The sequence below is a fragment of the Novipirellula rosea genome, assembly GCF_039541335.1.
Lineage (GTDB): Bacteria > Planctomycetota > Planctomycetia > Pirellulales > Pirellulaceae > Novipirellula > Novipirellula rosea.
This window is the reverse complement of sequence record NZ_BAABGA010000082.1, coordinates 83,156-105,678: the sequence shown is the minus strand read 5'-3', so window position 1 is coordinate 105,678 and position 22,523 is coordinate 83,156. Positions and strand designations below refer to the sequence as shown.

Genomic DNA, 22,523 nt, shown 5'->3' with positions numbered 1-22,523 from the left:
GAAGTCAGCGATTTGCATCGGTGCCGAGCCTCCCTTTTCATTTTTGTGTCGCTTGGATCCTGCGGCAATCCTGTGTCGTTATTCCAGGCAAGGCTCTGCGTCATTTTCGGCGTCACCTGCGGCGCCATTTTCGAAGCAAGCTTGGCAAGTTGCAAATTGGGCATGCCAATCGGTGTTCGAATCGGCCATTTCTTGAGCTTGCTGTCCAGCGTGCCCCCAAAACGGCGGTTGGGGTGACACTGCTATGGTAGTCTCCCCGATTCATAAAACGTAGGATTGCCTCACGTTTTCGTTCTCAGCGACGAAGCTATATTGTAGCGCCGTCCCAGATCGGTCGGCAGTCCTGATTATCAGGTTTTTGAGCCTCATGCGGCAATTTTCGGTCGTACGGTGGCAAGCTTTAACGACACTTCCGTGTTTTCCCTCGTTCAAAATCCCCCAGTCCGATTCGATGAACTTACCCGATTTGTTGGACACTCTGGCTAAAAATTCCGATCGCCATCTGGATGATTTAGTCGAGTGGTTGAAAATTCCTAGTATTAGTAGCGACACTTCCCATCGTCCCCAGACCGCGGCGGCGGCCGATTGGGTCGCGGCGAAGTTGAAACGGGCGGGCTTGGCAACCGAATTAATCCCCACCGAGGGACATCCGATGGTATTCGCCGAAACGCCTGCGGTCCCCGGCGCTCCGGTCGCCTTGGTCTACGGTCACTACGACGTGCAGCCGGTCGAGCCGATCGATCAATGGCATTCGCCTCCCTTTGAACCCACCGTTCGCAACGGCAACTTGTACGCGCGTGGGGCGACCGACGACAAAGGCCAAGTGCTGACTCATGTGCAGAGCGTTTGTGATTGGTTGGCGACCGGCCAGCCGCTGCCGCTGCAAATCAAATTTTTGATCGAAGGCGAAGAAGAGGTTGGCAGTGAAAACCTGGAACGGATGCTGCCGAGTCTCCGCGACCGATTGGCTTGCGACTGCGTCGTGATCAGCGACAGCAGCCAATACGCCGACGGCCAGCCCGCAATCACCTACGGGCTGCGGGGGATCGCAACCTATGAACTCGAAGTCAACGGCCCGAGCCAAGATTTGCACAGCGGTTCGTTTGGGGGGGCGGTGATGAATCCCGCCATCGCGCTGTGCCATTTGCTCTCGTCGATGGTCGATCACGAAGGCCGCATTCAGATCGAAGGCTTCTATGATGATGTCATCGAACTGAGCCAAGCGGAACGCGACGCATGGGCTCAATTGCCGCAATCGGACGAGGCGTTTGCCAAAGCCGTCGGCGTCAGCGAGCTGTTTGGTGAAAAGGGCTTTACCAGCGACGAACGTCGCTGGGCCAGACCCACCTTTGATATCAATGGATTGCAAAGCGGCCATCAAGGCGAAGGCGTCAAGACGATCATTCCGGCCACCGCGTTAGGCAAATTCAGCTTCCGTTTGGTCGCTAATCAAGACCCGGTCAAACTGACCGCCGCGATCGAGCATCATCTAAAACAGCATGCCCCCGTTGGGATTCAATTCACGTTGAAACCCGATCACGGCGCTCCGGGGATGTTGGCTAATCCAGAGAGCCAGTATGCGGTCGCGGCGTCACAAGCGATTGAAACGGCATTTGGAGTCGCACCGGTGATGATCCGCGAAGGGGGATCGATCCCGATTGTGACCCGTTTTCAAGATGTGCTGGGATGTGATTGTCTGTTAATGGGGTGGGGATTGTCCGACGACAACACTCATAGCCCCAACGAAAAATTCAAAATTCAAGATTACCACCGTGGCATTGCGGCGTCGGCGATCCTTTGGGATGAACTCGGAAAACTAAGCGAAAGCAAATAGAGACTATGCTCGATCGAAAATTTATCATTCAGAATGCTCAAGCGGTCAGCGACAACTGCAAGCGTCGTGGGGTCGACTGTGATATTGAAAAACTTGTCCAGCTCGATGAACGTCGACTCGTCACGCTGCAAAATGCCCAGGATTTGAATCGGCAAGCCAACGAGGTCAGCAAAGGCATCGGCGGTGCGAAGGATGCCGACGAGCGTCAGCAGATGATCGAAAAGGGACGCCAACTGCGTGAGCAGAAAGATGCGGCCCAACGCGAGCACGACGAGCTCGAACAGCAGATCAGCGACATCCAAGCTCAGATCCCTAACCTGACGCACCCTGATGCGCCCACCGGCGGCGAGGAAGATGCAAACGAATTGTCGTTTGGCAAAACCGCGAAGCCAAAGTTCGACTTCAAACCGCTCGACCATCTCGAACTGGGGGAAAAACACGACCTGTTCGACTTCGAAGCGGGGGCGCGGGTGGCCGGCGCCGGTTTCTATTTTTTGCGAAACGCGGCTGTGCGGCTCGATTTGGCGCTCCAGCAGTTTGCGGTCTCGTTTTTGTCCGAGCGTGGATTCACCCCCGTCAGCACTCCCGACTTGGCGCTGACCAGCGTGTTGCAGGGAACCGGGTTCAATCCGCGAGGCCCGGAGACCCAAATCTACAGCATCGAAAACACGGAATTGAATCTCGTCGCGACCGCCGAAATTCCGCTGGGCGGGATGATGTCCGGACAGACGCTGGATCTGGAAAAATTGCCGATCCGGCTATGTGGTTTGAGTCACTGTTTCCGCACCGAAGCGGGAGCCGCCGGGCGTGCATCCAAGGGGCTGTACCGCGTTCATCAATTCAGCAAAGTCGAGATGTTTGCGTTTAGTTCGCCCGACCAAAGCGACGCACTGCACGAAGAAATGCGGTCGTTGGAATGCGAGATTTTTGACCAACTCGAAGTGCCCTACCGCGTCATCGACACTGCTAGCGGCGATCTCGGCGGTCCCGCGTACCGAAAGTACGACCTCGAAGCCTGGATGCCAGGACGTGGCGAGGCGGGCGAATGGGGCGAAGTCACCAGCACGAGCAATTGCACGGACTATCAAGCGCGACGTTTGAACGTTCGCTTTAAGCGTGCCGGACAAAAGGGAACCGAGTTCGTTCACACCCTCAATGGGACCGCGGTCGCGACCGGGCGAGCCATGATTGCCATCATTGAAAACCACCAGCGCGGCGACGGTTCGATCGCGATTCCGAAAGTGCTGCAGCCTTGGGTGGGATCCGATGTGATCGGCTAATCTAGCAAGCCGGACGAGATTCTCTGTGCTTTGCTGCTGATTGGCATTGACACCCCGATGTCGCAGTTCTTAGCTTCCCAATGGAATGAGAAACGGGTTGATTATTGAGCGAATTTAGCCATTTTGAGCGATTTGCTTGATCGGCCTATATCGAATTGTCCGATGGAGCGAAAGGATGTCGCTTAATCGGATTCTAGTGGTTCAAGGTAGGCAGGGATGCTTTCAAAACTTGCAAATAACCGTCGTGCACTCGTTGCCGCTTGTGTGACAGCTTCGTGTCTCTCGCTGGGATGTCGTTCCAGCATGAGGCCGTTCAACATGTTTGCGCGGCGCAGCGAACCTTCGGCCGAAGCGCTCGCAGGAGCGGGACCGACGAAAACGTACCCGGCGCCCCCAAGCGCCACGGCGACCCCCGAAGCGATTGCTTCGGTTGCCGGTGGTACCGCCGAGCCGAAAACCAATCTTGGCACTCGAGGCTCGACGCAATTCGCCAGCAGTGCTCCGAAGACGCCTTCGTTTGGTGCTGGCGATGTCTCGTCAGGCTTTGCGACTCCTGCTTCGGTTAATATGTCGGCGGCACAAGCCAACGGCTTCCCCGGAGCTCCGCAAACGGCCTCGTACTCCAACACCGGTACCCCCAACGCAACGACCTCGGGTTACCAATTCGGCAAAAAGTCCTTTACACCGAAGGCGACCGAGTCGGTTGCCACGACCCCAGAGTCGATGTCCCCGTCATCCATTTCGACACCGTCGACATCGTTGCCTGCAGGACAACAAACACCGTCAAGCTACGCTGCGGCGTCGGCGTTCGCACCGCCATCGATGGCGGCGTCTAGCGGTACCAACGCCCAGCCCTCGGCAGCGGCGAGTGCAGCGGCCGGAACCGACCTCGGGACCAGCGGATTTACGCTGCCAAGCGATTTTACCGGCAGCAGTGCCAAGCCAGCGACGACAGCTACCGATGCGATCAGCACTTGGGCACCGCCAGCAACGGCCGCGCCGACTACACCGGCCGCCACAAGCACCGCGGCTGCAAACGTAGCGTCGGAGCCCTCGACAACCTCGGTTGCAGAAACCAAGACCGCTGCGGCGATCAGTAACACTTCGGATGCTCCGGCAAGCAGTCAATTGCCATCGGGTGGCAGCGGTTATATGCCAGGCAGCACGGGAGGCTCGTCGGCCTATCCCGCCAGCAAGTATCCCACCAGCACTTCGGGATCGTTCTACCGCTAGTAGATCAATGTCGCCCGACGTCGCCGACGTCGGTATTTGCAGACGTCGGTATTTGCAGACGTCGGTATTTGCAAGCGTCACGATTTACCGACGTGACGATCAACGGACATCGGTTTTATAATCGATGCATTGGGGTGTAGCGGAAGTCGTCAAGACTTTCGTTTGCTGGGATGACCGAAACCCAATCGCGAGTTCCGCTACCTACGTCACTGGTGCAACGTTCCGCGGCGATTAGCGACACATATGGATTACCAACACACATCGTTGGCGTTAAAGATCGGACCTTCGACACAGGTCCGTTTGTAGTCCCAAGGATCGGGACCCTCTTGGCGAATTTTTGCCACGCATGAGAAGCAGACTCCGATTCCACATGCCATCGGGGTTTCCATCGATACGTCGCAATCAACGTTGGCGTCGGCACAAACCTGTGCCACCTTTTCCATCATGATTTCGGGGCCACAAGTCACCACGCGAATCGTTTCGTCCTTGGGTAATTCAGCAAGTCGTGCTGCCAAAACATCGGGCACCAATTGACGCACGCCTTCGGAACCGTCGTCGGTACACAGCGTGACTTGAAATTCGGCACCGCGAAAATCGTCAACGCCTGCCAGCAGTGCTTTGGAGCGTGCTCCGTAGATCAATTCCACATGTTTGCTCCATCGGTTTTCGCGAGCCGGACTGCCAAACGATTGTGATCCCATCGCTTCACGACCGAGCATTAACATTGGCGTTTGCCCGATGCCGCCCACGGCCATGATCAAGCGGTCGCATCGCGTGGGGGAGAACCCGTTGCCAAGCGGTCCCCATACGGTGACCGCGGTTCCCAGCGGCGAAGTGGCGAGCGCCTCGGTCATCACACCTTTGCGAAGGTAGACCAAGTCGATGTAGGTCGGAGTGCCTGCGGAATCCGCCGTCACGTCATAGACCGCCAACGCGCGACCGATCAGCGGCGCGTCGGTGCCGGCGAGCCGGATCATCACAAATTGGCCAGGCACGACAGTGGACGCAATCGCCGGAGCGGCAATCCGTAACCGATACGTCTTTTCACCGACAAGTTCGTTTTGCTCAATGACCGAGTGGACTTGAGCCATCTTGTCGGCGTAGTACTTTGCGTGCAGCTTGGTATGTGGCAACTTCGACATGGATCCTACGGTCTTCGTTTCTTTTTCACGTTACGGTTGCGGGATACTGGGGCACCCGGTTTTCCTGCACCACGGGCCGGTTTTTTCGTCGTGCGACTGCCGCTGCCCGATCGACCGCCGCTAGCGGATCGACTGCCGCTGGCTGGGCGACTGCTGCTGCGTTTGGTGCCGCCTCGTGCGGGGGTACGGCCCGCAGGTTTGGCTCGCTTGGTCGACGTTTTCTTGCGTTTTGCCGGCTTCGTTTCCGACTCTTCACCGCCGATAATGACACCCGATTTCGGTGGCGGCTCGTAGCTCGGCGAGCGCTCGATGCGGACGCCGCCCTTCTTGACGCCGCCTTTCTTGACGCTGCCGGATCGTGATTCGCTGCTGCGTCTTGATCCCACTGGTTTGGGGCCCGCCTCCCTAGAGCCCGACGTCTTTGATCCGGTCGATTTTCCCGAATCCGCGCGGTACTTTTCGGTCTTGTTCTTGGCAATAGCGGTCTTGGATCGAGGCCGACCTCCTTCTGCGGCTCCGAGCTTGATCGATTCTTCGGCAGCCACCCGCAGCTTTTTGACTTCGTCGCGGCCGAGCACTCGGTAGGCACCAATCGGGACTTCACCCAATCGAAGCGGCCCGACGGCGATTCGGCGAAGCTGTTGTACTTTATGCCCCAAGCGAGCAAAGATGCGGCGGATTTCGCGGTTCTTGCCTTCGCGAAGCGTCACCTCCAACTCGGTGGCCTTGCCCTTCGCCTTGATGATCTTGGCGCCTTCAACACGCACGAAGCCTTCGGCGATGTAGATTCCCTTCTCCATCTGCTTCATCGCTTTGACGTCCACCTTGCCGGCGACCACCACGCGATAGACTTTTTTGATTTGATACTTGGGATGGGCCAGCTTTTGAGCCAATTCGCCATCGTTGGTTAGCAGGATCAGCCCTTCGCTGCTGCGGTCCAATCGTCCCACCGGGAAGACGCGTTCCGTCGGCGGCACCATATCGATCACCCGTGGGCGACCCTGCGGATCCGAGTTGGTCGTGACCACGCCGACCGGTTTGTTGACCGCGTAATAGACAAGCTTCTGGGCTCGCAGCGCGGTGCCGTCGACAAAAACCTTGGCCTCTTTGGGATCAAACGTGCTGCCCAATTGGTCGACGATCTTGCCGTTGACCTCGACGCGTCCCTCGATGATCAATTCTTCGCACTGACGGCGACTGCCAAAACCGGCTGCCGCCAGCAGTTTTTGCAGACGAATTTCAGCCCCCTTTTCAGATGACGCTTCTGATTTGGAGGCGCGGCGTGGGGATTTCGATTTTTTGGAGCTTGGGCGTGGCATTCGTGTTCTCGGACCGTCGACATGGACTTACCGACAAAAGGTACCAGAACAATGTCCCTTTGTGACGGAGGGACTTTTTGATTCGGGAAAGAAGTTTGGGGAAAGTGGGCAAACCAAGCCTGTCATGACGACCGACCGAGCCCATTCCGCATTCACTCGGTAGCGGGCACTCGGTAGCGGGCACTTGGTAGCGGGCACTTGGTAGCGGGCACTTGGTAGCGGGCACTTGGTAGCGGGCACTTGGTTGAGGGAACGAAAGTCTTCGCGACTTTCGCTACGAAAACGTGCCAAACGTTGCTGGCGTCCGTTTTAACGACCCAACCACGGCATCGCGTCAGGAATCAAACGGTTGCGGACCGGTTCGGGCAGCGGTTGCTGATAGCTCGGCGGGCGCGAAGCGGCCTCATACGGCGCAATGTCGTTCTGTGGAAACGGATCATGAACGATCGCGTTGGCTTGCTGTTGGTTCATTGTCCCCGCAGGGGGGAGCCATCCGCCGCCTCGGCATCCAGCGAAGGAGAGGAACAGAAGAGAAACGCCGAGTAAGGCTGGAATATTCAGTTGTGTGGTTCGCATGCGTCCGATTCCATTGGATTGCCACGGCCGGGCAATGCGATCCACCCGGAACATCTCCATGTTCTTGGTAATTCACAACCCATTGGTGGGAGAGTACGAAGTCTGGTAGCAAGCTGCCAAGAGGAACTTTGGGGAGGTGGCAGCAGAAGGGAAGTCTCAGTCCTTCACGTTTGTTTATCGAAATCGACTGAAGCAAGAATCCAATCTCCTTAGTATTTGCTAGCAAGATCAGCTCTGCAGAGGGGCGGTGGTGACGGTTATCGCGTCCGCAAGAGCCAAATGGAGCCGTTGCCAAGCGGCCCCGTAGCGGAAGTCGTCAAGACTTCCGTCCACCAACTTCCGTCCACCTGCTTTCACGCACCTGCGTTCGCCCTCTGATCCGACTGATCCGAAGGCTCACGCGCGAATTCCGCTATTTCAGAATCAAGCTACGCCGTAGCGTTTTAAAGACCACCCACTTGGTGTCTGCGTCGATGGCATGACGTGGTTGATCGACGGTCAGCGATTTTTGTCAGCGGTTTTTTCAGTGGCATCCGCTCTGCTCTAGACAGCGATCATTTCGAGCGCGGTACTGTTTTCGGCTAAATCGACGCGAACGTTTCCCAATGCAGCGGGCAGCAGCAGTGAATCGCCGCTGGAAAGCTGAATTTCTTCGCGTTCGGTCGTAAGCGTGGCAGAGCCTTTGGGAATGGTGATGATATGAAAATGGTCATCGTCCCCAAATTCTTCCCCCCGTTGGGGCCGCGATCCACTTTCGAAGGCCCGCAGCACGAATTTGTCACACATTACGAGCGTTTGCCAGGCATGGACGCCCTGTTTGACCTGGATCGGCTGCACTGGGCCGCGCTCGAAATCCGTGACTTCGATTCCGGCATGGATATGCAATTCGCGAGCATTTCCTTGGGAATCGACCCGATTCCAATCGAACAGGCGGAACGTGGTGTCGCTGGATTGTTGGATTTCGGCCACCAGCAGCCCGGCACCTAATGCGTGCACAGTACCTGCGGGGATAAACACGCAGCTGCCGGGTTCGGGGTGAAATTGGTGCAACACCTCTTCGGCGGTTCCCTGCTCGATCGCGTTCCGTAGCTCGGTTTCACCCACCCCCGGTTTTAGCCCTGCGTAGACGACGCTATCGGGTTTGGCGGCCACGATATACCATGCTTCCGTTTTACCCCGATCCGGAATCGTCATTTTTGCCGCGTAATTGTCCGACGGATGGACTTGCACCGACAACACCCGATTACAATCGAGGTACTTTAGCAGCAAAGGAAATTGTTCTTCCTCCGCCTCGCCCATCAGCCATTCGCGGTGGTTCAACAGCAGCTCGCGAAGACTTTTTCCTGCTAAGGGGCCTGACTGAACCACGCTTTGGTCGGCGCCATGATCGACAACCTCCCAACTTTCCGCGTAATTAGCGTCATCGCCAATCGGTTTGCCCAGTTGTTCGCCAAGTAGACGCCCCCCCCAAAGGGTCTGTTTTAAAACGGGCTTGAAGCGAAGGGGATATGGCTCAATCATGGACACAAATCGAAGCTTTCAGGTTTTTCGAGACTTGAATGGACGATGGTGACATCGACAACCAGGATGCGTTGATAGACTAGTGCCGAGGTGGTCGCACCACGGCGTTTTTACGGGCGTGACGATTTCACTTTCTCAGCCGCGTGACGACATTTGGCTAGCAAAAATGCACCGCTCAAATTCGTCAGCTTGGCTTTCCAAACGTTCAAAACTGCACACACTCTCTCCGACTTTTAACCAAATTATCTATCGTGGATCGACCGGCACTTCCTAAAGACGACCTCTTCGAAAACTCAACGATGACCTTCGGGGAACACCTCGAAGAGTTAAGGTCGAGTCTGGTCAAGGCAATTATGTGGCTTGGCGTCGGCTTGTGCGTCGGGCTTTTCTTTGCCAACGACGTGATTCGGTTTATCCAGTCGCCGCTGCAAGGTGCGATTCAGCAGTTTAATGCGGATCGAGATTTAACCAGTCTAGGTTATAGCGACTTGGACGATCCTGAAATTCAGCCACTTCGCGAATTCTTAATGCAAAATGCGCTGGTTTGGGAAACCATCTACGAGGTGCCCAAAGAGCTGCAGACGTTGGCCCCCGACGCGATCGAGTCGAACCTGGATGCCGCCGATGACGGCGAGACACCCGCTGTGACGGTCAAGCCCTACGCGATGAAAGAATTGCTGCAGAAGTTGCCGGACCCCTCGGCGCTGCAGCCCAAAATCCAATTGCGTCAGAGCAAGACGAGCGTCAGTTCGCTGAAGATCGAAGAGCCCTTCATGATCTGGGTCAAAGCTGGTTTGATTGTCGGCGCCGTTTTGGCGTCGCCAATGATTCTGTATCACCTGTGGGCGTTTGTGGCCTCAGGACTGCATGCTCACGAACGCCGTTATGTCTATTTGTACATGCCGATCAGTGTGATTCTGTTCAGCAGCGGCGTCGTGCTGGCGTTTTTTCTCGTGCTGCACTACGTCCTGACCTTCCTGTTGGCGTTTAACGGCAGTATGGATGTCGCTGTCGAGCCGCGGTTGACCTACTACGTCAACTTCGTCCTGATGCTGCCACTTGGGTTCGGAATCGCGTTTCAATTGCCATTGGTGATGTTGTTCCTGCAGCGCATTGGACTTTTTGAAACCGAAGCCTACATCCAGAGTTGGAAAGTGGCGGTGTTGGTCATTTTCGTGATGTCGATGTTGCTCACTCCGGCGGATGTCACCAGCATGGTTGCCTTGGCGGTTCCGTTGATGTTCCTCTACTTCCTCGGGATCTTGATGTGTAAATTCATTCCTCGCGGACGTGGGCTTGGCAGTGCGGCGTACGATCCTGCGTAAATAACCGGGGGCGGCAATCACGAACGCTTCCGGATTCACGTTGCCCGCGATCGGGCTTCCGAGGTATCGTGGGGGGATCCGGAATTTCTCCCTCGCGACAGGGGCTCTCGGTGCGTGAAGGTGATCTTTTGCCGCCGTTACTACGAATGGAATCCAGCGTCATGCCAAATCTTGTCAAGGATTGGACCGCCCGCGCCAGCCATCAGGTGCAGAAAAAGATCGGTTATCGATTCCTTCGCACCAAGCGTTTTGGCATCGATTGGCTCGACGATGCGGCACGTATTGCACGCGAGGGCTGGCATCCATCGTTTACCAAGCTAGAGGTCGTCTTTGATGTCGGCGCCAACATTGGGCAGACCGCATCCAAGTTGGCGCAGCGGATTTCACCCAAGTCGATCTATTCCTTTGAGCCGGTCCAATCGACGTTTGCCCAGCTGGAAGCCAACACAAAAACGCTGTCCTCGGTTCATTGTTTGAATTACGGGCTCAGCGACATCAACGCCAACAGTTCGATTCACATCTACGAGTCCAGTGTCTATGCATCGACTTGTGACCGCACGCCTGTGATGTCGCCCGAGAATGAAACGTTTTTGCGGACCGAGACGATCAAGCTAAAGACGCTCGACAAAGTTCGATCCGAGCTGGGCGTGGAAAAGATCGATCTGTTGAAGATTGACACCGAAGGGGCCGATTTACGGACGATTCGCGGCGCCCGCGAATCGCTGCAAAGCAAGGCGATCGGATTGATTGTGTTCGAGTTTTATCGTCCCTCGGATCTCTCAGGGACCAACGGAACTCTGTTTCCCGTGGATGAAACGCTTGTCTCGCACGGCTACCGCTTGGTTGCATTTTATACGGACCACGTTCACCCCGATCGGTCCACCGGGATCTACAACGCACTCTATACGCCCGAGCCTGAGTAGTGGCGAGCCTGAGCATGCCCGAGCCTGAGCACGTAAGCCTGAGTCGTCGTTACAGCGATCCATTCTTTGTCGTTAGACTCGGTGATCCCCACCTTGATGACTCTCACCCGTATTTTGAGTAGAGAGGCCAACACCAATGTTTTAGCAGTCCAGGCAAAGGGGGCTTGGGGCTAAAGAAGAACTGCGGCTTCTAGGATGCGGAAGTGATTTTCGCGAATTGTTTCGCACTCGCAACCATTGCGATGCAACCATTGCGATGCAACCGATGAAGTCACCGATTTACCGATAGTGTCGCTCACAACAAACGGACCTGCGAGGGCGGTCAACTGGATGTCCAATCCATTATGATGGATCATCTGTTCAGTGTGCAGAGGTCGATGTGTCGAGGGCTTGCTTTCACAGCGGGCCACTTTTTTTGAGGATTTGGTGGCGACAGCGTTTTGAACCTGATAGACTGGCCCCGCAACAAAAGTCTATGGATTGTCTGGTTGCTATGGGTTCGTTTTTCAAATTCATCACTCGCAAGGTCCCAAACATGAAGAAGTTTTGCTTTCTTTGGATCGCTGTTATCTGCGTCTCCTCATTTTCCCTGGTCGGTTGTGGTTCGGCAAATGACACCGAGGTTGTTCAAGAAACGCCTGCGGAAGAGCCCGAGATGACAGCTGAAGAAAAAGCAGCTTACGAGAAGTCGATGCGTGAATCGATGCAGTAAGCTTTCGTTAGCGATCGTTGCAGTTCACTGCCCCTGAGAGACCCCAGGCGTTGTCAGAGTCAGCTTCTGGTTTGGCCTCTTCTCGTTTTTCGGCCAGCTTTCACTTTTTGCATCGATAGGGTGCATCCCGGCGAGCCGGACGAAAGTCAAAAAGTGAGATATCAGAATCGGGCCGAACGGGGGCACGTCAACTTTTGCGATGGCCAAATTCAGGCCATCGAGCAATTTCTACTGCGCGAAGGCCTGCCACGCGATTGCTTCGGGTTGAGCTCGAGTTGCAGCTCCTGCTCGCAGGGCAACGGATCCGTCCGATCATGCAGTAAACTCTTGCCGCCGAATGTCGAACGCGCAAACGAGCCGCATTTAGAGCCGCATTTAGAGCAAGCCCTGTCGCGAATTTAGCGGCCAAATGAAGCGTGAATCTCGCTATTTACGTGAATCCCGCTGTCAACGTCCCCGGCAGAGCTTCCGTGGCAGATGGATGGACCTACAACTCGATATGTAGGCTCCGGTGCGCAGTGATCCTCTGCCAGGCTGCGTCCAGCGGCAATCTCTATCATGCACCTGAGACAAAACGTCGTGTTCTCGCGGATCACGCACGTTCAAGTCTATATATTTCTGTTTAAATGTGCATTTTTTTACAGACAACATCGATTTTTCATTGTCCCCCCTCGCGCGAAGGCGTTAGACTTGGCTAGGCCGAAGCTACGGTGGGGCAGACTGTTGGTAAGTGTATTTTACGGTTTTGGTTTTTCCCCTTCGGCTCAATTCTCTCTACCCTTCTTTTTTTGGAGCAGCCACATGCAGCGTCGAGATCATCAGAGACAGGGCTTTACCCTGGTCGAATTATTGGTGGTAATCGCCATCATCGGAGTCTTGGTGGGCTTGTTATTGCCCGCGGTTCAAGCAGCCCGAGAGGCTGCGCGTCGAATGAGTTGTAGCAACAATTTCAAGCAAATCGGCTTGGCGATGCATAACTATCATGCCGCCTACAATCAGTTGCCGATTCACGGTTCCGGAACCGGCATGGGGCTGGATACCGCTAATCCAAACTGGTGGCAAGGCTCAAACAGTTCGAACAAGCTGAGCTTGAGCGCGATGGTTGGAATGACTCCGTTTTTTGAGCAACAGGCACTCTGGGAACAAATTTCAAATCCAGATACTAAAACCGTGACGGGTGCGGCGCCACCATCAAACACCGGGGTTCCCGGCGCCTGGCCCGCGATGGGGCCGAGTGCAAAGTCGTTCTCAACGAGTCCGGGTTACATTCCTTGGTCGACCGAAATTTCAAACATCCGTTGCCCCAGCGATCCAGGTAGAGGTTTGCCAGGACTCGGTCGTACAAACTACGGCATGTGCATGGGTGACTCGTACAGTACTCAGCAACAAGGTCACCAGAACCTTAATGGGACGAGCATGCCGCTGTATGGTCTATCAACCAACTCGGGTGCTGCCGCCAACGCCAAGACCGTTCACCGCGGTATGTTTTCGATTTACGTTTCTCGCGAGTTCCGCGATGTGAAGGACGGTTTGTCCAACACGATCGCAATGGGCGAAATCATCTCTGACCAAGGTGATAGAGACAAACGGGGTGCCTACTCGTGGGATGGCGGCGGAAGCGCTAATGATGTGCAAAGTAATCCTTTGCACTGCGAGACATCAGGTGAGATTGACCCTGAACGACCCCAGTTCTGGTGTGGTTCATCAAGCACCGGTTGCACGCCGCCGGTCAGCTTGGAATCCAACTCCAGTAACAGTCGTGGAATGCGCTGGGCGGCGGCGGTCCGTTCTGGCATTCAGGATGTCTATACGGTTCGGCCACCGAATAGTGAACTGTGTATCGGCCAGTGGGCGGATAACCCGGGATCATTTTCGCCAAGCAGCTTTCACCAAGGCGGCGTCCATGTGTTGATGGGTGACGGAGCCGTGAAATTCATTACGGATTCGATTGAAGCGGGCAATCAAAGTGCTCCGATTATCACCAGTAGCAATAACCCTGGTGGAAAGAGCCCGTATGGCTTGTGGGGCTCACTTGGTACGCGAGCTTCGAAAGAGGTTGTCCAAGACTTTTAATCGCTGCTTGATTCTCAGTTGATTTGCATCGAACCTCGCCTGCATAACGTAGGCGAGGTTTTCTTTTGCTGACGCCTCAGTCTTCCGGATGCACCCGAATATAGTGATCGTGGAATGTCATCCCTTGCTCAAATCGTAACGGTGGCATGTGGCACTCGATGCAGCCTGTTTGGGGCGATACCGGACATGCGACGTGATCGGCGGTGTTCTCTGTGTGGCATTGGACACAATCATCAACGTACGCTTCGGTCGACTTTGCCGTCGATGCTTGATGGGGGTTATGGCACGTCGTGCATTTAAATTTGCCACGTGATTGTAGATAACATTGACTGCGAAGCATTCCTACCGGCTGGAATCTTGCCATCAACCTCGGGTATTCTCGCAGTTGCTTTGGCGGAAAGTCGATTGGTAATCGATGACAATCGCCGCACAGTTGCAATTCGGATTCGGCATTCCAGTCATCGTTTCCAACCGAAAACGGGGGCGGGTTGTTCGATAGTCTGGCCTGACGCACATGCTCGCTGCCGGGACCGTGGCATTTTTCACAGTTCACGTTGGGAACTAAGTCGACAATGTTTTTGTCAATGATTTTTCCCGAAGTCGTATGGCAATTGACACACGCATGCATATGTTCGTCTTGGACAGAGTTGCCAAAAAATTGAGCCAGCGTCGTTGGTGAGCTGCCGATTTGCCCCGGTGTCAATCCAAAATGGTCGTCAGCTGCAAACCACGATACTCGATGCTCGATCCCCAAGGTGTCTTCGTCGGCATCCGAAACGAGCGAAAGGAAGGTTACCGCGTTGTGCCCCGATCCCAACGCAAACTCCAGCGGGAAAGATTGATTACTGGGGTCGTCGACACGTTTTACTCGCAATCCATTTTCATCCATCGAGTACTCTAGTAATCCATAGGGTTCGCCGGCATCCAGTGTTTTGCCAACAAACTTTTTGGCGATATCAGAGTCACGCGTGTTGACAAAAGTTGACGCATGCCCTGATTTGCTGTGCAGATGAAAGTTCTCTTCATGGCATTCGCCGCAAACTTGGCGGCCAACAAATGTCGGAGTTAAACTGGCTGGACTGGCGGTCGTCTCTGGGGCGGGATCAGTCGAATTCGAAGGAGAGTCCATCGGTCTGAGAAGCAGAGCGATTACGACCAGGGCGATTGCGATGACGACGAAAATGAGGCGACCCAACGTTTGCTCCCAAGAATGTATGCCGGATTGCGGCTTCGACTTCCAGACGCCTCGAATTCTAACACGGTCGAGTCCCCCCTGAACCGTGAGACGCGATATTTTAGAAAGTCGAGTATGCTTAGGGTTCAAAATTTTCTAGCACGAGCGTGGGAAACTAAAGAATTGATATTTCGATGCTGTAATAGCAACTTCATCGGAGCGATCGGATGTTGCATGTGGGTTATTTCCTGCGGTTGCACGCCCGAACAGTCGCTTTCGGTGCCTGCGGATCCTGTGATCGAAGCGCCGCCTGTTCCGCCGGAACAGCTTGCTCCGGTCACTCCGGAAATCGACCTGCCGTCGTTGTTGCTCACCGCCACACAAGCTCTCGAGACCGGGCGTATCGAAGCTGCCGGAAATTCCATCCGCAAAGCGTTTGCGATGGCCCCCGAAAATCCGCAAGTCGTCTTCATGATGGCACTGGTGCTGGGCGAGGAACATCGCTATCCCGAAGCGATCATGATGCTGGACGAGCTGGCTGAAGCCGTGCCTGAGACGCAGCTGCCGGCGTTGGGTCAGACCGCAGAGTGGTTGGTGCAATCTGGAGACTGGGACGCAGCGGAAACTCGCTACCGAGCAGTGCTGGATGCGGTCCCGGATGCATCGATGGCTCATCGTCAACTCGCGCGACTTCTGGTGCGTCAAGGACGGCGACTCGAAGCCGCACAGCATCTGAAAGCATTGTGCGAACAGGGGAACGTCGAAGAAATTGAACTTCGTGCGTTGTTGAGTCTCTCGGAGCCCTTCGCTGCCGATGCAATACGGGAACAATTTGACCCGATCGGTTCGCTTGGCAGAGCACGTGCGGCCGCCGGCACGGAACAATGGGATCTCGTGATCGCGGAACTCAAGTCCGCAGTATCCCAGACGCTTGCGGAGTCGGCACTGCTGGGGCGAGCTTATGCAGAGCAGAAGGATTTCGAATCGCTGAAGCAGTGGGATAAAAGTAACGCTGTAGCCGACAATGAAAACGCAGATGCATGGTTTGCACGCGGTGTATTGGCCGCTCACAGTCAGGATGATCGCCGTGCAGTGAAGTGCTGCTGTGAAGCCGTCCTGCGTGACTCGACCGATGCCGACGCGTATTTCCAATTGGCGGCGTCACTGAATCGTTTAGTGGCGACGGTCGAGAACGTGACAACGGAACAAGCCGAAATGGTTTTGCAACGTGCCAAGTCGCTCGCGCGAACTCGCGAGATTGGTCAACAATTGGCCCAGTCAGATCAACGTGACTTGAGAGTCCTGGCTGAGTTGGCAAAACTGCTCGACTACTTGGAGCGTCCACTCGAATCGCTCTCGTGGCAAGCGGTTCGAATCGCCTACGGCCGTTCCAGTATTGCCGAAGACGTACAGCAGTCACAGCTCGTCGAGATCAATCGTCAACGAATGGAACTCGTAAGTAATCCGCAACCTCTCAGCCGCTCGTTTGTGCTCTGCGGCATTGATTACGAATCGATCGCGATAGACGATGAAACCTCAAGCAAAGGGGAACAGCAGCGTTCGAACGATTCAAAAAACGAATGACGGGCGAGGACGCTTAGGCCGTTTGAAAGTCTGACTACGATCTAGCGGTGCGGCGCGGGGCCCGATGCCATCTACTTTGGCTTGCGCCGCACCGCTACAAACACCCGTCTGTCTTTTCGCTACGGTAGATGGCATTGGACGGTCAGCCCTCAGAGATCGTTGGGAATCGCGAAATATGTCGTAGTGTAATCCTGCTGATTTGACGCTTGGCTTGCGGTCCGTGTACTCGGGTGAGGCCTGGATGTTGGCGTTAATCGCTCGCTAATTGCAGGTTTAAGGGGGTTGCTTGGGGGGTTGCGGGTGGTAATATAAATCAATTGATCGGTCCGCTCATTCCTTTCCACCGCCTCGATCCAGCGATTCTGCGATACCACTTGTATGAACCCGATCGATCCCCCACGACTCTGCGGCAAATCACTTGGGACGGTCCGGTTCAAATGCCGCCCCGAGGATTTTCAGGTCGAAGAACTGCTTGGTTTCCAGCCGTCGGGCGATGGCGAACACTGCCTGGTTTGGGTTGAAAAGTCCGAGCGAAATACCAATGACGTGGCGACGCTGTTTGCTAAAAAACTTGGCATCCGAAAACGCTTGGTCAGCCATTGTGGAATGAAAGACAACCACGCGATCACTCGGCAGTGGTTTAGCATTCATTTGCCAGGCCAACCGTCGCCGTCCGCAGACGACTTGGCTGATGACGGTATTCGGATCCTGAGCGTCACTCGCAATTTGCGGAAACTTCATCGCGGATCGCACGATGGCAATCGGTTCATCATCCGGCTGCGTGGGTGTGAGTTTTCCGAAAGCGAGGCGAATGAACGTTGGCAGCAGATCAGTGATCGTGGCGTGCCGAACTATTTTGGGCCTCAGCGTTTCGGGCGTGACGGCGGCAACGTCGATCAGGCTCGCCGTTTTATGTCAGGCGAACTCGATGTTCGCGACCGGCCGCTTCGAGGAATCCTGATTTCGGCGGCTCGCAGTTTTATCTTTAATGCCTGTGTGGCGCAGCGTGTCGAGCTTGGTAATTGGGACACGCCGCTTGATGGCGAGGTATTTGGTTTTGCCAATAACCGCAGTTTGGTGTTGCCAGGAAACTACCGCGGGGATGAGGCCGAACGAGTCCAGCAGAAACAGCTCGAACTGACTTCGCCGCTGTGGGGGCAAGGCGATCTTCTCTCTGAGAACCAAGTCAAGGGATTGGAGCAGAGCGTGGTCGAGCGTCATCCCGAGATCATCGATGGACTGGCGTCGTTTAACTTACAGCAAGAACGCCGCGTCATGCGGCTGCGTCCTTTGGCGTCCCGTTTGGCCTGGGAAGACGACCGTACCCTCGTTCTGCGATTTGATCTGCCCAAAGGAACGTATGCGACGACCGTGCTGCGTGAATTGGCCGAATTGCAACTAGGCAAAGCCTGATGGCTTGGCCGCTCTCCCTATACCTCTCTTCAATTTCCTTCCTTCTTACTGGATGCTTGGATTGATGAATCGCTTTTTACTTGTCCTGTTGGCGTGTGTCGGTTGTCTTGCCTCTCGCTCGGTCGCATCCGCAGCCGAGCGGCCCGACATCGTGGTATTTTTGTCGGATGATCATACTTGGCGTGACTCGTCGGTGTACGGATCGGACGAGATCGAGACGCCGAACATGGCCCGAGTTGCCGCAGCCGGAATGACGTTTGACCAAGCGTTTGTCGCGTCGCCCGCGTGTGCACCCAGCCGTGCGGCGCTTCTAACCGGACTGTACCCCGCCAACAACGGTGCGGAACCGAATCATTCGCGTCCTCGAGCCGACATCAAAAAGTTGCCCGCCTATCTGCAGCAACTCGGTTACGAAGTCGTCTCGTTTGGCAAAGTTGGGCACTACAAACAAACGACCGAATATGGCTTTGATCTCGCTCAAAACTTCAACTACCACGAAGACACGGCGGTTCCTAATGCACTGAAATGGTTGCGAGAGCGTGACGACTCGCGACCGCTGTGTTTGTTTGTCGGGACGAATTGGCCGCATGTCCCCTGGCCCGAACAAACTGGCGAATTTAATGCCAACAACGTTCAGGTTCCCTCGCATCATGTCGATACACCGCAAACTCGCGCCGCGCGTGCCAAGTACCTTGCCGCCGTGCGGATCATGGACACAGAGCTTGGCCAAGTTTTCGATTTGGCTCGCGAAAAACTCGGCAATGACACATTCTTTCTGCACACCAGCGACCATGGGGCGCAGTGGCCGTTCGGTAAATGGAATCTGTACGAAGAAGGCATCCGTACGCCTTTGATCGTCAGTTGGCCGGGGCAAGTCCAACCCAACACTCGCTCGGACGCGATGGTTTCGTGGATCGACATTTTGCCGACGCTGGTCGATGTGGCCGGTGGCGAACCGCCATCGGCGATCGATGGACGCTCGTTCCTGCCGGTGCTAAGCGGCGAGCAGAACAAACATCGTGACGTGATCCTAACGATGCACAGCGGCGATGGTGACAAGAACATTTTTCCAATCCGGTCGGCTCGAACAAGCGACCGATGGAAATACATTCGTAACCTGCATCCCGAATTCCGTTTCACCAGCCACGTTACCGAAATCGCGGGACGAGCGGGGTATTGGGAAAGCTGGGTCGAGCAGGCGTTGCACTCGTCGCAAGCTAAAAGCAAAGTCCAGCGTTACTTGCAGCGTCCTGCCGAAGAACTTTATTACTTAGCGGACGATCCCTACGAGCAAAACAATATGATTTCGGATCCGTCGCAGTCCGAGCGAGTTGCGGCGCTTCGTGCAGCGGTCGATCAGTGGACCGCCCAAACACATGACACGTTGGCGTATTACAACGCACCCAAGCCAATCGTTTCGGATAAAACGCCGAACATCGTCAACGTCTTTATTGATGACATGGGATGGTCCGACGTTTCCTGTTTCGGCGGCGATGTCGTCCAGACGCCGAATATTGATCGATTGGCAAGCGAAGGAATCAAGTTCACGCAGTATTACGTCAATTCGCCCATCTGTTCACCATCGCGAGTCGCACTGACGACCGGGCAATATCCTCAGCGGCATCGGATCAGTTCCTACTTGGCCAATCGGCAAAGCAATCGCAAACGAGGAATTGCAAATTGGCTTTCTCCCAAAGCTCCGGTGCTTGCCCGTGAACTTAATGCGGCCGGGTATGCGACGGGCCATTTTGGGAAATGGCATATGGGCGGCCAGCGGGATGTGGGGGACGCGCCGTTGATCGATCGTTACGGATTCGATCGCAGTTTGACCAATTTCGAAGGGCTCGGGCCGCGAGTCCTGCCACTGAAAGACGCCTACGATGGTAGCGAGCCTCAGCCGCACGACTTGGGATCGGCCAATCTCGGTCAGGGGCCGATTCGCTGGGAGGATCGCAGCGTGGTAACCGCCGCGTTCGTCGGCGATGCGGTTTCCTTTATCGATCAGTCGCAAGTGCTGAAGAAACCGTTTTACATCAACTTGTGGCCTGATGATGTGCACTCGCCCTTCTTTCCGCCCGAGGTGCTAAGGGACGCGACCGGGGAATCGAAGCGTGAGTTGTACTACGCGGTGCTCAAAGCGATGGACGAACAACTTGGTGTGTTGTTTGACCGAATTCGCAACGATCCCGATCTGAAAGAGAACACGTTGATTGTGTTTTCCTCGGACAACGGGCCCGAGCCGGGGGCGGGATCCGCAAAACCACTGCGCGGGTCGAAAACGTATCTGTATGAAGGCGGCATTCGATCGCCGTTGATCGTTTGGGGGCCGGGGGTTTTGGCCGATGATGCGGCCGGCACCGTCAATTCGACCTCGGTGTTTTCCGCAATCGATCTGAATCGTTCGCTGTATTCGATCACCGGGACGCCGCTGCCCGAAAAAGCGGTCCTGGACGGCGAAGATTTGCACGAGACGTTGCTTGGCAATGCGAATGAGAGTCGCACGGCGCCGATCTTTTGGCGACGTCCACCCGATCGCCCGGGCACAAAACAAGAGCCCAATTCGGATTTGGCAATGCGTGAGGGGAAGTGGAAATTTCACCTGAACTACGACGGCAGCGGTGCTGAACTGTACGACCTCAATACCGATGTATCCGAAAGCAACAATGTTGCCGATGCGAACAAGGATCTTGTTGCACGGTTCAAGAAAATGCTGCTTGCATGGAACAGCGAGTTACCCAAGGATGCGGGCGATCCCGCGTTCAAGCAAACCGATTCGACCTCGGCGTTACCGTCGACTCAGTTTGTCAATCCGATTGCCGAAGGCGCGGATCCTTGGTTGGTTCGCGATCCCAACGCGGAGCGTTATCTATGGTGTTTTTCCGATGGCAACCGCGGGATTGCGATTCACACCACGGACAATATTACGTCACTCGGCGAAAAGCACATCGTTTGGCGAGCCCCTGAAACCGGGCCGTATTCGCGAGAAATCTGGGCCCCCGAGTTGCATTACCTCGACGACCGTTGGCACATCTATTTTGCGGGGTCCGACGGTAAAAACGAAAACCACTTGGCCTACGTGTTGCGTTCGGAGTCGAATGATCCGCTGGGGCCATACAAGCTGCAGGGGCCCTTTGCGACTGGCGACGGCGATGATGGGCGCTCGCCGAACTTGTGGGCTATCGATATGACGGTGCTTGAACATCAGGGGCGGCGGTACGCGATTTGGTCCGGTTGGGATGCGCCAGGCACCGATCAACAATATCTGTACATCGCACCGATGAAATCGCCGACGCAGTTAGCCGGACCTCGCGTTCGCATTTGTGATAACGATGACTACCTGTGGGAACGTGTCGAACCGAAGCCGAGTGAACGCGGACTCGCCGAAGGACCGCAAGTGTTAAAGCACGGCAAACGCACCTTTGTGATCTATTCATGTGGTGCGTCATGGTTGCCAACGTACAAACTTGGACAATTGGAACTTGTGGGCGACGATCCGCTGGATCCTGCGTTATGGCAGAAAAAAGATCGGCCCGTTTTTCAAGCGACGGCGGAAACTTATGGCGTCGGCCATTCCTGTTTCGTGCAAACGATCGACGGAAAACAGTGGTGGCATGTCTTTCACGCCAAACGCGATCGCGAACCCGGTTGGCGACGCAGCGTGTTTGTCCAGCCGATGCGATTTCGTCCCAATCATTCACCGATGTTCGGTAAGCCGGTCGCTGCGGGAGTGCCGTTGGATCTTCCCTCGGGTGAATCGAGTCCCAAGTTGAAATTACCCTACAAAGCTTCGCTGAAAAATCCTGCTAAGCTAAGCGATGGGTCTTACTATGGGCACCATCAATTCATCAGTCATGATGACGCGGGAGTGCACCTCGGTGTGATCCCCGAAACGCCGATCAACGCGTACCGCAGCGGCGAAAAGTGGATGCTCGGTGGTGAGCTGCCTGCCGACTTTGAGGCCGCCGTGACGATCGATTTCCGCGGCGATGCGGACGCTCGTGATGCGGGGTTGCTGTTTCGCACGACCGCCGCAGCGGTCGGTTTTGATGCTCAACGAGGATATTTCGCCGGTTTGATTCCGCGAGACAATCGCGTGATCTTTGGCCGTACCGATGGCGAAAATTGGCGTGAGATCGCTCGCGCGGATCTGCAAATCGATCCCAATGTTGCTCACCGATTTCGGGTGCAAGTCAAGGGCGACCGCTTTGAGGTCTTTGACAACGGTAAGCTCGTTTTGACGAGCCGCGATGCTCATTACGCGACCGGCGGCATCGGATTGCGGGTCGTCAATACGCATGCCGTCTTTTCGGACCTGAGTATCGAGCCGTTGTAATCGATTCAATCGTATCATTCCGATCCAAGCCGACTTTCTTGGCGGTGGATTGCGGGGCAAATTCCCGAATTCGAAAATTTG

At 55.4% G+C, this 22,523-nt stretch carries 15 protein-coding genes; 10 read left to right on the top strand and 5 right to left on the bottom strand.

All coding sequences use genetic code 11. The features are described 5' to 3' along the window. Positions 1-451 precede the first annotated feature (451 nt). The 3 genes from ABD971_RS27375 (at position 452) to ABD971_RS27365 (ending at position 4,347) form a co-directional block, all read left to right on the top strand. Entirely contained in the window at positions 452-1,834 is a 1,383-nt protein-coding gene (locus tag ABD971_RS27375; protein ID WP_345326979.1) for a dipeptidase, read from the top strand. A 5-nt stretch (positions 1,835-1,839) separates the two neighbouring features. Beyond that, positions 1,840-3,114: a serine--tRNA ligase gene (gene serS / locus ABD971_RS27370; RefSeq protein WP_339937347.1), complete on the top strand. Its 1,275-nt coding sequence runs from the start codon at positions 1,840-1,842 to the stop codon at positions 3,112-3,114. 318 nt (positions 3,115-3,432) lie between these two features. Then, a complete protein-coding gene (locus ABD971_RS27365) occupies positions 3,433-4,347 on the top strand; it encodes a hypothetical protein (protein WP_345326978.1) in 915 nt (304 codons plus the stop codon). A gap of 248 nt (positions 4,348-4,595) precedes the next feature. On the opposite strand, the gene ABD971_RS27360 is transcribed toward ABD971_RS27365, so the two are convergent. The 4 genes from ABD971_RS27360 to ABD971_RS27345 all read right to left on the bottom strand — a co-directional run bounded on the left by ABD971_RS27360 (position 4,596) and on the right by ABD971_RS27345 (position 8,905). Further along, on the bottom strand, positions 4,596-5,489 hold the full coding sequence (locus tag ABD971_RS27360) for a dihydroorotate dehydrogenase electron transfer subunit (RefSeq protein WP_345326977.1): 894 nt from the start codon (positions 5,487-5,489) through the stop codon (positions 4,596-4,598). Positions 5,490-5,494: 5 nt separating this feature from the next. Next, positions 5,495-6,808 (bottom strand): pseudouridine synthase, encoded by a 1,314-nt coding sequence (locus ABD971_RS27355; protein ID WP_345326976.1) that lies wholly within the window; start codon positions 6,806-6,808, stop codon positions 5,495-5,497. Between the two features lie 309 nt (positions 6,809-7,117). After that, complete coding sequence (locus ABD971_RS27350) at positions 7,118-7,384, bottom strand: membrane or secreted protein (protein WP_345326975.1); 267 nt, start codon at positions 7,382-7,384, stop codon at positions 7,118-7,120. A 543-nt stretch (positions 7,385-7,927) separates the two neighbouring features. Beyond that, the gene (locus ABD971_RS27345; protein WP_345326974.1) at positions 7,928-8,905 is read right to left on the bottom strand and encodes a type I phosphomannose isomerase catalytic subunit; all 978 of its coding nucleotides are present in this window, start codon (positions 8,903-8,905) and stop codon (positions 7,928-7,930) included. A 299-nt stretch (positions 8,906-9,204) separates the two neighbouring features. Here ABD971_RS27345 and tatC point away from each other — a divergent pair, with 299 nt between their 5' ends. The 4 genes from tatC to ABD971_RS27325 all read left to right on the top strand — a co-directional run bounded on the left by tatC (position 9,205) and on the right by ABD971_RS27325 (position 13,938). Next, on the top strand, positions 9,205-10,230 hold the full coding sequence (tatC, locus tag ABD971_RS27340; protein ID WP_345326973.1) for a twin-arginine translocase subunit TatC: 1,026 nt from the start codon (positions 9,205-9,207) through the stop codon (positions 10,228-10,230). A gap of 161 nt (positions 10,231-10,391) precedes the next feature. Next, positions 10,392-11,153 (top strand): FkbM family methyltransferase, encoded by a 762-nt coding sequence (locus ABD971_RS27335; RefSeq protein WP_345326972.1) that lies wholly within the window; start codon positions 10,392-10,394, stop codon positions 11,151-11,153. Between the two features lie 535 nt (positions 11,154-11,688). Continuing rightward, entirely contained in the window at positions 11,689-11,865 is a 177-nt protein-coding gene (locus ABD971_RS27330; RefSeq protein WP_345326971.1) for a hypothetical protein, read from the top strand. Positions 11,866-12,666: 801 nt separating this feature from the next. Beyond that, positions 12,667-13,938 (top strand): DUF1559 family PulG-like putative transporter, encoded by a 1,272-nt coding sequence (locus ABD971_RS27325; protein WP_345326970.1) that lies wholly within the window; start codon positions 12,667-12,669, stop codon positions 13,936-13,938. A 76-nt stretch (positions 13,939-14,014) separates the two neighbouring features. Here the strand turns inward: ABD971_RS27325 and ABD971_RS27320 are convergent, their stop codons facing one another. Next, the gene (locus ABD971_RS27320) at positions 14,015-15,067 is read right to left on the bottom strand and encodes a cytochrome c3 family protein (protein WP_345326969.1); all 1,053 of its coding nucleotides are present in this window, start codon (positions 15,065-15,067) and stop codon (positions 14,015-14,017) included. 279 nt (positions 15,068-15,346) lie between these two features. Here ABD971_RS27320 and ABD971_RS27315 point away from each other — a divergent pair, with 279 nt between their 5' ends. The 3 genes from ABD971_RS27315 (at position 15,347) to ABD971_RS27305 (ending at position 22,442) form a co-directional block, all read left to right on the top strand. Continuing rightward, positions 15,347-16,696 (top strand): tetratricopeptide repeat protein, encoded by a 1,350-nt coding sequence (locus tag ABD971_RS27315; protein ID WP_345326968.1) that lies wholly within the window; start codon positions 15,347-15,349, stop codon positions 16,694-16,696. A gap of 378 nt (positions 16,697-17,074) precedes the next feature. Then, the gene (gene truD / locus ABD971_RS27310) at positions 17,075-18,109 is read left to right on the top strand and encodes a tRNA pseudouridine(13) synthase TruD (RefSeq protein ID WP_345326967.1); all 1,035 of its coding nucleotides are present in this window, start codon (positions 17,075-17,077) and stop codon (positions 18,107-18,109) included. Between the two features lie 64 nt (positions 18,110-18,173). Beyond that, a complete protein-coding gene (locus tag ABD971_RS27305) occupies positions 18,174-22,442 on the top strand; it encodes a sulfatase-like hydrolase/transferase (protein WP_345326966.1) in 4,269 nt (1,422 codons plus the stop codon). The last annotated feature ends 81 nt before the right edge of the window (positions 22,443-22,523 follow it).

Bases quoted from the DNA above. Each gene is read 5' to 3' on its own strand.
- tatC (WP_345326973.1), top strand. From the start codon at position 9,205: ATGACCTTCGGGGAACACCTCGAAGAGTTAAGGTCGAGTCTGGTCAAG.
- ABD971_RS27360 (WP_345326977.1), bottom strand. From the start codon at position 5,489: ATGTCGAAGTTGCCACATACCAAGCTGCACGCAAAGTACTACGCCGAC.
- ABD971_RS27335 (WP_345326972.1), top strand. From the start codon at position 10,392: ATGCCAAATCTTGTCAAGGATTGGACCGCCCGCGCCAGCCATCAGGTG.
- ABD971_RS27345 (WP_345326974.1), bottom strand. From the start codon at position 8,905: ATGATTGAGCCATATCCCCTTCGCTTCAAGCCCGTTTTAAAACAGACC.
- serS (WP_339937347.1), top strand. From the start codon at position 1,840: ATGCTCGATCGAAAATTTATCATTCAGAATGCTCAAGCGGTCAGCGAC.
- truD (WP_345326967.1), top strand. From the start codon at position 17,075: ATGAACCCGATCGATCCCCCACGACTCTGCGGCAAATCACTTGGGACG.
- ABD971_RS27355 (WP_345326976.1), bottom strand. From the start codon at position 6,808: ATGCCACGCCCAAGCTCCAAAAAATCGAAATCCCCACGCCGCGCCTCC.
- ABD971_RS27320 (WP_345326969.1), bottom strand. From the start codon at position 15,067: ATGGACTCTCCTTCGAATTCGACTGATCCCGCCCCAGAGACGACCGCC.
- ABD971_RS27305 (WP_345326966.1), top strand. From the start codon at position 18,174: ATGAATCGCTTTTTACTTGTCCTGTTGGCGTGTGTCGGTTGTCTTGCC.
- ABD971_RS27330 (WP_345326971.1), top strand. From the start codon at position 11,689: ATGAAGAAGTTTTGCTTTCTTTGGATCGCTGTTATCTGCGTCTCCTCA.
- ABD971_RS27365 (WP_345326978.1), top strand. From the start codon at position 3,433: ATGTTTGCGCGGCGCAGCGAACCTTCGGCCGAAGCGCTCGCAGGAGCG.
- ABD971_RS27350 (WP_345326975.1), bottom strand. From the start codon at position 7,384: ATGCGAACCACACAACTGAATATTCCAGCCTTACTCGGCGTTTCTCTT.
- ABD971_RS27325 (WP_345326970.1), top strand. From the start codon at position 12,667: ATGCAGCGTCGAGATCATCAGAGACAGGGCTTTACCCTGGTCGAATTA.
- ABD971_RS27315 (WP_345326968.1), top strand. From the start codon at position 15,347: ATGTGGGTTATTTCCTGCGGTTGCACGCCCGAACAGTCGCTTTCGGTG.
- ABD971_RS27375 (WP_345326979.1), top strand. From the start codon at position 452: ATGAACTTACCCGATTTGTTGGACACTCTGGCTAAAAATTCCGATCGC.